We start from the raw sequence: 10,178 nt of genomic DNA on the forward strand, positions 1-10,178 counted from the left end.
ACCGGCGGGTGTGACCGTGCGTATCGACCTGTGGACGGCGGCCGGTCAGGACTCGGGACGTAGGTCGAAGGGCCTTGCACGGTCCGGGCCGGCGGACGAGGCGGCGGGCGACGGGCCGGATCCACTCTGAGGGCAACGGCAACAGAGGGGATGGATGTCATGCCTGTCGCGATCATCACGGGGGCTTCGAAGGGTCTCGGGCGTGCGCTGGGCGCCGCGCTCGCGCAGCGCGGCTGGGATCTGGTCCTGGACGCGAGGACGGCGGCCGTGCTGGAGGAGGCCGCGGTCGAGCTGAAGCGGTACGGGACGCGGGTGGTGGCGGTGCCCGGTGATGTCACGGACGCCCGGCACCGTACGGATCTGGTGTCGGCTGCCCGGGAGCTGGGCGGGCTGGATCTGCTGGTGAGCAATGCGAGCGCGCTGGGCGCGCAGCCGCTGGTGCGGCTGGAGGAGCTGTCGCTGGAGGGGTTGCGGGCGGCGCTGGAGACCAATGTGGTGGCGGCGCTGGGGCTGGTCCAGGAGGCGCTTGCGCTGCTGCGGGCCGGTGCGTCCGGGGCGGTGATCGCGGTCTCCTCGGACGCGGCGGCGGAGGCGTACGAGACATGGGGCGGGTACGGGGCGTCCAAGGCGGCGCTCGACCACCTCGCGGCGGTCCTCGCGGTGGAGGAACCACAGCTACGGGTGTGGACGGTCGACCCGGGCGATATGCAGACGGATCTGTACGCGGCGGCCGTCCCGGACGACGACGAGCCGAGGCCGGAGCCGGAGTCGGTGGTTCCGGGGTTCCTGCGACTGCTGGACGAGCGACCGGTCAGCGGGCGGTATGCGGCGCCCGCGCTGGAGGGGGCCCGATGAGCGTGCTGGAGGCGCTGCGGGTGCCGGAAGAGCTGTCGGCGCGGGTGCCGGCGGAGCAGCGCGGGGCTGGGCGGGACGACGTACGGCTGATGGTGTCGCGCGGGACGGCGGTGTCGCACCACGCGTTCCGGGAGCTGCCGGGGCTGCTGCGGGCCGGTGATGTGCTGGTGGTGAACACGTCCACGACGCTGGCGGCCGCCGTGAACGGGCGGCTCGGCGCGGAGCGGCTGGTCGTGCACTTCTCGACGCGCGGGGACGACGGCCGGTGGGCGGTGGAGCTGCGCTCGCCGGACGGGGCGGGCAGCACCCTGCCGAGAGCCGGGGGCCCGACGGGGGCGCAGATACGGCTGCCCGGGGGCGGGCTGCTCGTTCCGGATGAGCCTCTGGTGCCCGGCGCCGCCCGGCTCTGGTGGGCCACGTCGTCCGTCGACGTACCGGCGCTGCTGAGGCGGTACGGCAGACCCATCCGGTACCGCTACACCGAACGGGACCAGCCGCTCTCCGCGTATCGGACGGTGTTCGCGCTGCCCGCGGCCGACGGGGCCGGCTCGGCGGAGATGCCGAGCGCGGGCCGCCCCTTCACCGAGCGGCTGGTCGCGGAGCTCGTGCGCCGGGGGATCCATTTCGCTCCGATCACGCTGCACACGGGCGTGGCGTCGGCGGAGGCGCACGAACCGCCGTACCCGGAGCGCTTCGCCGTGCCCGCGACCACGGCGTGGCTGGTGAACGCCGCCCGTGCGGGAAGCAACGGGCATGGAGTGCCTGCCGGGAAGGGTGGTGGCGGGCGAAGGACGGGCCGGATCATCGCGGTCGGAACGACCGCGGTCCGGGCGCTGGAATCGGCCACCGGTCCGGACGGGGTCGTGCGGGCGGCATCCGGCTGGACCGATCTCGTCGTCACTCCCGCGCGTGGGGTGCGGGCCGTGGACGGTCTGCTGACCGGTCTCCACGAGCCGGAGGCCTCGCACCTGCTGATGCTGGCGGCGATCGCCGGGCGGGAGGCTCTGGCGGGCGGCTATGCCGAGGCACTACGGCGTCTCTACCTCTGGCACGAGTTCGGCGACGTCCACCTCATCCTCCCGCACGAGTGCGGTCACTCACCGGGTTGCTGAAGCAACTCATGGTGAGTCCGCCGCACCCCTGATGTGAGCCCGCGCATAGGACCCACGTCACTTACGAAGCTCACTAGTTGATGCATAAGAGACATGTGAGCAGCGCAGTACGGGTGACTTGTCCGATTTTGGGGCTTACGCCTCTACTAGCCGAGATCGTACGTCACATCTTTGCCACAAGAAATTGCGGCCGCTAAGAATTGCGTTCGTCGCCGCCGAGCAGGCGCTGCGCCTCCCGGCCAAAGCGACTCCCGCTATTCGAAGAGGTACGTCTCGCATGAACGCGTCCCGCACCCCCGGCTTCCGCCGTATGTCCAAGACCCACAAGTTCTCGATCGCCGGTGTCGCCGCTGTTGGCGCCTCCGCCCTCGCGTTCTCGCTCGTCCCGGGCAACGCTGTCGCCGGCACCGAGACGCAGTCCGCGCCTGCCTCCCAGGTCGCCTGGTCCACGAGCGTCGACACCGCGAAGGCCACCGCCCTGCAGGCGAGCATCGCCGAGCAGAACGCCTTCACCGCCGCCCAGGCCAAGGCCGCTGCCCAGGCCAAGGCAGCCGCGAAGGCCCAGGCAGAGGCCGCCGTCAAGGCGAAGGCCCAGGCAGAGGCCGCCGCCCGGGCCAAGGCCGCCGCGAAGGCCAAGGCCGAGGCCGCTGCCAAGCAGCGCGCCGCGGAGCAGGCCGCCAGCCGCGCCGCCGCCCGTAAGCCCGTCTACGCGAACAACCTGGACGGCTGGATCCGCGAGGCCCTGGACATCATGAAGAAGCACAACATCCCGGGCACCTACCACGGCATCCACAAGAACATCATGCGTGAGTCCTCCGGTAACCCGCGTGCCATCAACAACTGGGACATCAACGCGATCAACGGCATCCCGTCGAAGGGCCTGCTGCAGGTCATCAAGCCGACCTTCGACGCGTACCACATCCCCGGCACCTCCTGGGACCAGTACGACCCGGTCGCCAACATCGTCGCCGCCTGCAACTACGCGGCCGACCGTTACGGCTCGATGGACAACGTGAACAGCGCGTACTGACAGACCCCCATGCGCCGCAGGGCGGCACCCGGAGAGATCCGGGTGCCGCCCTGCGGCGTTTTCGCGTACGGGGTTACTTGCGCATGACCTCGGGCTCGTGGCGGCGCAGCAGACGCGCCACCGCGAAGCCGCAGGCGATGCCGATGAGCAGCAGGATGGTGACGTTGATCCCCCACTGGCCGGCCGTGTGCTCCCACAGCGGGTCCAGGTCCTCGGGGTTCTTCGGGTCCCACGGCGGCATGAGGTGCGCGAGGTCGAGGGTCGCGCCGGCACCGGCGATGGCCCAGCGGGACGGCATCAGCCAGGCGAACTGCTCCAGACCGGGCGAGCCGTACACCTGGAAGAGGATGCCGGTGAAGACGACCTGGACGATCGCGAACATGACCAGCAGCGGCATGGTCTTCTCGGCGGTCTTCACCAGCGAGGAGATGACCAGACCGAACATCATCGACGTGAAGCCGAGCGCGATGATCGTGACGCAGAGCTCGACGGCCGGCGGCATGATCAGGCCCTCTTCGGGCAGCTCGCGGGTGGCGAAGCCGATGGCGCAGATGATGACGCCCTGGATGGCCGTGATCACGCCGAGGACGATCACCTTGGACATCAGGTACGCCGAGCGGGACAGGCCGGTGGCCCGCTCCCGTTCGTAGATGACCCGTTCCTTGATCAGCTCTCGTACGGAGTTGGCGGCGCCCGAGAAGCACATGCCGACCGCGAGGATGAGCATGATCGTGCCGGCGTCGCCGTTGAACCGGGACGGCGGGGTGGGCGCGGCGAGGCCGAAGTCGGCCGGGATGACGACCGAGACCACGCCGAGGACGGCCGGCAGGATCACCATCAGGCCCATGAAGCCCTTGTCGGACGCGATGACCGAGCTGTAGCGGCGGATCAGCGTCCAGAGCTGGGAGCCCCAGCCCTGCGGCTTCGGCGGCTTGGCCATCGCCTGCGGCGGCATCTGCACCGGCTGGGCGGCGACGGCGTCGATGTCCGCGGCGTACATCTGGTAGTGCTGCGAGCCCTTCCAGCGGCCCGCCCAGTCGTAGTCGCGGTAGTTCTCGAACGCCGAGAAGACATCGGCCCAGGTGGTGTAACCGAAGAAGTTGAGCGCCTCCTCCGGCGGGCCGAAGTACGCCACGGCACCGCCGGGTGCCATGACGAGCAGCTTGTCGCAGAGCCCCAGCTCGGCCACGGAGTGGGTGACCACGAGGACCGTACGGCCGTCGTCGGCGAGGCCGCGCAGCAGCTGCATGACGTCCCGGTCCATGCCCGGGTCGAGGCCGGAGGTCGGCTCGTCCAGGAAGATCAGCGACGGCTTGGTCAGCAGCTCCAGGGCGACGGAGACACGCTTGCGCTGGCCACCGGAGAGGGAGGTGACCTTCTTCTCCTTGTGGATGTCGAGCTTGAGCTCGCGCAGGACCTCGTCGATCCGGGCCTCGCGCTCGGCCGCGGCGGTGTCGCCGGGGAAGCGCAGCTTCGCCGCGTACCTGAGCGCCTTCTGGACGGTCAGCTCCTTGTGCAGGATGTCGTCCTGCGGGACCAGACCGATGCGCTGACGCAGCTCGGCGAACTGCTTGTAGAGGCTGCGGTTGTCGTAGAGGACGTCACCCTGGTCGGCGGGACGGTAGCCGGTGAGCGCCTTGAGCAGCGTCGACTTTCCGGAGCCGGACGGACCGATGACGCCGATCAGCGACTTCTCCGGGACGCCGAAGGAAACGTCCTTGAGGATCTGCTTGCCGCCGTCGACCGTCACCGTGAGGTGGCGGGCCGAGAAGGAGACCTCGCCGGTGTCGACGAACTCCTCGAGCCGGTCGCCGACGAGCCGGAAGGTCGAGTGACCGACACCGACGATGTCGTTCGGACCGATGAGCGCAGAGCCGGACTTGGCGAGCGGCTGGCCGTTGACGTAGGTGCCGTTGTGGGAACCGAGGTCGCGGATCTCGAAGCGGCCGTCGGGCGTCGCGTGGAACTCGGCGTGGTGGCGGGAGACCTGGAGGTCGGAGACCACGAGTTCGTTCTCCAGCGCACGGCCGATACGCATGACGTGGCCGAGCGAGAACTGGTGGAACGTGGTCGGGCTGCGGTCTCCGTACACCGGGGTTGCCTGGCCCGGGGTCTGCTGCGCGAACCGCCCGTCAGGGCCCTGCTGGTGCGGAACCTGGGCCTGCTGCTGGGCCGGAGCCTGCTGCTGCCAGTTCTGCTGCGGGGCCCGGTCGGCCTGCTGCTGCCACTGCTGCGGCTGCTGGGCCGGGGCCTGCTGGGCCGCCGCGGCCTGCTGCGGGGCGGCGGCCTGCGCGCTGTACGCGCCGGCCGCGGCGCCGGAGAGGCTCAGCAGCGGGCCGTCGGTGGCGTTGCCGAGGTGCACCGCCGAGCCGGGGCCGATCTCCATCTGATGGATCCGCTGACCCTGCACATACGTGCCGTTGGTGCTGCCGTGGTCCTCGATGACCCAACTCCGGCCGCCCCAGCTGATCGTGGCATGCCGCCACGAGACCCTGGCGTCATCGATCACCAGGTCACCCTGCGGATCGCGGCCGAGGGTGTACGACCTGGACGGATCGAGGGTCCAGGTCCTTCCGTTCAATTCCAGTACGAGTTCCGGCACTCCATGCCCCACTAGTTGTCCCCCGAGGTACCCCCATCACAGGGAGTCTAGGGATGGCGAACATCGTGAGGAACTATTTCAGGCCCGGTCCCGTATCCGAAAGCCGGGCCTTGTGAAGACGGCGTTCAGCGTTCTACGGATGCGCCGTTGACTGAGGAGAAACACGCCCGGAGAGTGGTAAGCACCCATGAGTGCACACGGATCATGCACGAAGGGGACAAGTCGGCGCGGATCGGGGGGTCCTGATGGCGGCGAGCGGCAACCGGGTCCCGACAACCGATGTGTACGGCGGTGTGCCGTGGGGCGATGTGGTCCTCGCCTCAATCGCCGCGGTGAGCTGGGCGATGGTCGGGATGGCGGGCACGGCCGCGCTCGGACTGCACCTGCTGGGCGCGGACGCGAGCGGCTCGCTGGGGCCGATGACCGCGGCGTTGACGGTGCTCGCGGTGGGGGGATCCGTCACGCCGTCGGGTGATGTGTCCGTGTTCGGGCTCGACGGCGCGGAGGCCTCGACGGCCGTCGACATCACGCCACTCGGGGTGAGCCTGGTGGGGGCGCTGCTGCTCGCGTACTTCTTCCTGCGCTCGCTGCGCACGGCACAGGCGTATCTGTCGGGTACGGAACTGGCCGCGCGGACCGGGGTGTTGGTGGCGCTGTTTCTCGGCGTGGTCGGCGGACTGGCGTGGGCGGGCCATGACGTCATCACGTTCGACGGAAGCGCACTGGGAATTGACGACCTGCCTGGCGGAGGCGGTGGCGGGAGCGGGGGCGCGGGCGGGGGCGGCGGGATCGAGGTGCCGGGGCTCGGTGACATCGGGGACATCGGTGGCATCGGTGACATCGGTGACATCGGGGGGCTGTTGCCCGACCGGCTCGGGGATCTGGTGCAGGCGAAGGCGTCGGTCGGCTTCACCGTCGACACCGCGGACTCGCTGGCCGGCGGGCTGTTCTGGGTGCTCGGCGTGCTCCTCGTCGCGCTGCTCGCCTCGCGCCGTACGCCGCTGCCGCGCGGCTGGGAGGCTTTGCACCGGCTGGTGCGGCCGGCGGTGTCGGCACTGGTGACGGTGCTGCTGGTCGCGGTGGCGGCGGGGGCCGCGGCGGCGGCGTACGCGGCGGCCGGCGACGGGCATCCGGGAAGGATCGGCGGCGCGGCGCTGCTCGGCACGCCGAACGGCGTGTGGCTGGGAGTCCCGCTGGGTCTCTTCGTGCCGTGGGACGGGACGGCGACCGGTGAGCTGGCGAAGCTGCTGCCGGATCCGCTGGACGAGCTGCTGCGGGTCTCGGCCGACGAGCCGGTGACCGTCGGGCGGCTGGCGGAGCTCGACGGGCGGGTGTGGCTGCTGGCGGTGGCGTGCGCGCTCATGATGCTCTGCGCCGGTGTGCTGACGGCGGTGCGTACGCCGCGGGCCGGCGGAGTCGGGGCGGCTGGGTTCGCGGGGCGGTGTGCGGGGGCACTGGGTGCGGTGACGGCGGTCGCCCTGCCGCTGCTGGTCGCACTGACGGAGGTGTCGGCGGACGCGTCGCTCTCGGTGCTCGGGTTCGACGCGTTCGGTGCCGGGATCGAGCTGCACGGGCATCCGGGGACGGCGCTGGTGCTGGGGGCGGTGTGGGGCGCGGCGGCGGGCGGCCTGGGGGCGCTGGTGGCGTACGGGGTGGGGGCGGCGGGGCGTCGTGCGGCGCCGTTCGCCGTGGGCCGGCCGGCGGTCCCGGTACTGCCGCAGGGCCCGTACCGGCCGTCGGTTCCGTATCGCCCGCCGAACGCGGATACGAACCCGTATCTGCGGTTGCCGGACGGCGGTGACGGGGTGCATGGGCTGCATGGCGCGCCGACGGTCGCGGGGCCGGTGCTGCCGCCGAATCCGCCGCCGAGGCCGTCCTGGGACGGTCCGCAGGACAGGCCGCCTGATGAGCCGCCGCCTCCGGGGGTGCCGCGGACGCACCGCTGAGGAGCGGCACCCGGGCGGCCACGGCACCAGGGCCCGGTGAGGAGTCTCTGCCCGCCCGCTCTTTCCCCAGGGCTTCGCCCGGGAGGTGCCCCCGGCGAACGACTGCCCGCACAGCATGCGACACCCGAGCGTCACCTTCCGGACGGCGGTCGTACACCATGCCGGAGGCCGAGCTGTCCGGTAAGCGGGACGGGGCGGCGCGTGGCACGGAGTGCCCGATACGGTGGAGACACCATGAGCGCATCGCAGCCCCCACAGGCCACCGACGTCCCCACCCTCCTCGTCAAGATCTTCGGGAAGGACCGTCCCGGGATCACCGCGGGGCTCTTCGACACCCTCGCCGCCTACTCCGTCGACGTGGTCGACATCGAGCAGGTCGTCACGCGTGGCCGCATCACGCTGTGCGCGCTCGTCACGCAGCCGACCCTGGGCACCGAGGGCGAGCTGCGCGCGACCGTGCACAGCTGGGCCGAGGCCCTGAAGCTGCAGGCCGAGATCATCTCGGGCATCGGTGACAACCGGCCGCGCGGCAGTGGCCGCTCCCATGTCACCGTCCTCGGGCACCCGCTCACCGCCGAGTCCACCGCGGCCATAGCGGCCAGGATCACCGGCACCGGCGGAAACATCGACCGTGTCTTCCGGCTCGCGAAGTATCCGGTGACCGCTGTGGAGTTCGCGGTGTCCGGCTGCGAGACCGAGCCCCTGCGCACCGCACTCGCCACCGAGGCCGCGGAGATCGGCGTGGATGTCGCGGTCGTCTCGGCAGGGCTGCACCGCAGGGCCCAGCGGCTGGTCGTCATGGACGTGGACTCCACGCTGATCACGGACGAGGTCATCGAGCTGTTCGCGGCGCACGCCGGGTGCGAGGAGCAGGTCGCCGAGGTGACGGCGGCCGCGATGCGCGGGGAGCTGGACTTCGAGCAGTCGCTGCACGCGCGCGTGGCGCTGCTGGCGGGCCTGGACGCGTCGGTGGTGGAGAAGGTGCGTACCGAGGTACGGCTCACCCCGGGCGCCCGCACCCTGATCCGTACGCTGAAGCGGCTCGGCTTCCAAGTCGGCGTCGTCTCCGGCGGGTTCACCCAGGTCACGGATGACCTCCAGGAGCGTCTCGGGCTGGACTTCGCCTCCGCCAACACGCTGGAGATCGTGGACGGGAAGCTCACCGGGCGGGTCGTCGGCGAGATCGTGGACCGGGCGGGCAAGGCGCGGCTGCTGCGCCGGTTCGCGGCGGAGGCGGGCGTACCGCTCGCCCAGACCGTGGCGATCGGCGATGGCGCGAACGATCTGGACATGCTGAACGCGGCGGGCCTCGGAGTCGCCTTCAACGCCAAGCCGGTGGTCCGGGAGGCCGCGGACACGGCGCTGAACGTGCCCTTCCTGGACGCCGTGCTCTATCTGCTCGGGGTCACCCGGGAAGAGGTCGAGGCGGCGGACGTCCACGAGGATTAGGGCCTGTTCTGACCAAGACCTGTCTTTCGGATCAGGCCGGACAGGACCTGGCGCGCAGGCACCGCACGGGACCGGCCCCGGTACGGGTCTCGTACCGGGGCCGGTCCATGGACGGCGTACGGCGGCTAATCGTGCGGGGCCCAGTAGTCGAGGAGCGTGCCCACGCCGTGCTCGACGGACTTCCAGGAGCCGGAGAAGCCGATCACGGCGAAGGCGGCGGTCGGGAAGCCGCCGCGGCTCATCCTGGCCAGGGCGTCGCCCTCCACCTTGCCCGCGAGGGCGTCGGCGAGGGCGTGCATTCCGGGGTTGTGGCCGACGAGCAGCAGCTCGTCGACCTCGTCCGACGTCTCGTTGAGCAGCGCGATCAGATCGCCGAGGGAGGCGTCGTACAGCCGCTCCTCGTACACCGTCCTGGGGCGATGCGGCAGCTCATGGACCGCCAGCTTCCAGGTCTCGCGGGTCCGCACCGCGGTCGAGCACAGGGCCAGGTCGAAGGGGATGCCGGTGTCGGCGAGCTTGCGGCCCGCGACCGTGGCGTCCGTGCGGCCCCGATCGGCGAGCGGCCGGTCATGATCGGGCACCTGGGGCCAGTCGGCCTTGGCATGGCGGAGTAGGACGATCCTTCGCGATACGGGGTGTCCGGGGGGCATCCCACCGGAAAGCTCAGCGGTGCTCATGCACCTCAGCTTCGCATGAAATCAGCCAGCAGGCGCAGGGTGTTGACGTGCAATCCCGCGAAGGTGCACAAGGTCCAACCCGGTGGTCAGGAGCCGGTCAGGGTCTGCTGGATCCGGTCCAGGAGGGCCCCGACGGACGGGTCGACGGAGGCGGCCTGCGCCTCGCCTGTCCCGGTCATCAGCACGAACAGCGTGGCGAAGGCGATCACCGGCAGGACGACGGCCCACCACGGCAGCCGTACGTCGACGCCGGCCGCGGCCGGGACGTGGGACCGGGTGTGCGTACGGGCCGACATGGCCGCCTCCGTGAGGTCAGAAGGTGCGCTGCTGCGATACCTCAAACCTACGGATCATGAGCCCTCTCCCCCATCCGGTGAGCCACCCAGTTCCCCCTGACACTCACCCCCTAGGGGATGGTGGGGCCAGCCCTACCATCGCGGCTTCGGGGCGGCGATGCCCCGGCTTCAGGGCGAGGCGATGCCCCGGCCTCAGGGCAAGGCGATGTCC

8 protein-coding genes are annotated in these 10,178 nt (G+C 71.0%); 5 read left to right on the forward strand and 3 right to left on the reverse strand.

Annotated features, from left to right (window positions below; all coding sequences use genetic code 11):
• Positions 1–159: 159 nt before the first annotated feature.
• The 3 genes from ACZ6ZQ_RS21615 (at position 160) to ACZ6ZQ_RS21625 (ending at position 2,997) form a co-directional block, all read left to right on the forward strand.
• Positions 160–855, forward strand: a complete 696-nt coding sequence (locus tag ACZ6ZQ_RS21615) for an SDR family NAD(P)-dependent oxidoreductase (protein WP_469770128.1) — start codon at positions 160–162, stop codon at positions 853–855.
• The gene (locus ACZ6ZQ_RS21620; RefSeq protein ID WP_469770129.1) at positions 852–1,967 is read left to right on the forward strand and encodes an S-adenosylmethionine:tRNA ribosyltransferase-isomerase; all 1,116 of its coding nucleotides are present in this window, start codon (positions 852–854) and stop codon (positions 1,965–1,967) included. Before ACZ6ZQ_RS21615 ends, ACZ6ZQ_RS21620 begins: the two co-directional genes overlap by 4 nt.
• Before the next feature lie 277 nt (positions 1,968–2,244).
• Positions 2,245–2,997 carry a transglycosylase SLT domain-containing protein gene (locus ACZ6ZQ_RS21625; RefSeq protein WP_469770130.1) on the forward strand — a complete coding sequence of 251 codons (753 nt, stop codon included), beginning with the start codon at positions 2,245–2,247 and terminating at the stop codon, positions 2,995–2,997.
• 73 nt (positions 2,998–3,070) lie between these two features.
• Here the strand turns inward: ACZ6ZQ_RS21625 and ACZ6ZQ_RS21630 are convergent, their stop codons facing one another.
• Positions 3,071–5,611: an ABC transporter ATP-binding protein/permease gene (locus ACZ6ZQ_RS21630; RefSeq protein WP_469770131.1), complete on the reverse strand. Its 2,541-nt coding sequence runs from the start codon at positions 5,609–5,611 to the stop codon at positions 3,071–3,073.
• 233 nt (positions 5,612–5,844) lie between these two features.
• Between ACZ6ZQ_RS21630 and ACZ6ZQ_RS21635 the strand changes: the two genes are divergently transcribed.
• Both ACZ6ZQ_RS21635 and serB read left to right on the forward strand, forming a co-directional pair.
• A complete protein-coding gene (locus ACZ6ZQ_RS21635; protein ID WP_469770132.1) occupies positions 5,845–7,545 on the forward strand; it encodes a streptophobe family protein in 1,701 nt (566 codons plus the stop codon).
• A gap of 234 nt (positions 7,546–7,779) precedes the next feature.
• Positions 7,780–8,994 (forward strand): phosphoserine phosphatase SerB, encoded by a 1,215-nt coding sequence (serB, locus tag ACZ6ZQ_RS21640; RefSeq protein ID WP_469770133.1) that lies wholly within the window; start codon positions 7,780–7,782, stop codon positions 8,992–8,994.
• Between the two features lie 125 nt (positions 8,995–9,119).
• Here serB and ACZ6ZQ_RS21645 read toward each other — a convergent pair whose 3' ends face one another.
• Together ACZ6ZQ_RS21645 and ACZ6ZQ_RS21650 are read right to left on the reverse strand one after the other, a co-directional pair.
• Entirely contained in the window at positions 9,120–9,671 is a 552-nt protein-coding gene (locus ACZ6ZQ_RS21645; RefSeq protein ID WP_453666071.1) for a SixA phosphatase family protein, read from the reverse strand.
• Between the two features lie 86 nt (positions 9,672–9,757).
• On the reverse strand, positions 9,758–9,967 hold the full coding sequence (locus ACZ6ZQ_RS21650) for a hypothetical protein (protein WP_469770134.1): 210 nt from the start codon (positions 9,965–9,967) through the stop codon (positions 9,758–9,760).
• Between the last annotated feature and the right edge of the window lie 211 nt (positions 9,968–10,178).

The organism is Streptomyces sp. NPDC053673, from assembly GCF_055585225.1.

Coding starts and splice junctions, on each gene's coding strand:
- ACZ6ZQ_RS21615 (WP_469770128.1), top strand. CDS start 160: ATGCCTGTCGCGATCATCACGGGGGCTTCGAAGGGTCTCGGGCGTGCG.
- ACZ6ZQ_RS21620 (WP_469770129.1), top strand. CDS start 852: ATGAGCGTGCTGGAGGCGCTGCGGGTGCCGGAAGAGCTGTCGGCGCGG.
- ACZ6ZQ_RS21625 (WP_469770130.1), top strand. CDS start 2,245: ATGAACGCGTCCCGCACCCCCGGCTTCCGCCGTATGTCCAAGACCCAC.
- ACZ6ZQ_RS21635 (WP_469770132.1), top strand. CDS start 5,845: ATGGCGGCGAGCGGCAACCGGGTCCCGACAACCGATGTGTACGGCGGT.
- serB (WP_469770133.1), top strand. CDS start 7,780: ATGAGCGCATCGCAGCCCCCACAGGCCACCGACGTCCCCACCCTCCTC.
- ACZ6ZQ_RS21645 (WP_453666071.1), bottom strand. CDS start 9,671: ATGAGCACCGCTGAGCTTTCCGGTGGGATGCCCCCCGGACACCCCGTA.
- ACZ6ZQ_RS21650 (WP_469770134.1), bottom strand. CDS start 9,967: ATGTCGGCCCGTACGCACACCCGGTCCCACGTCCCGGCCGCGGCCGGC.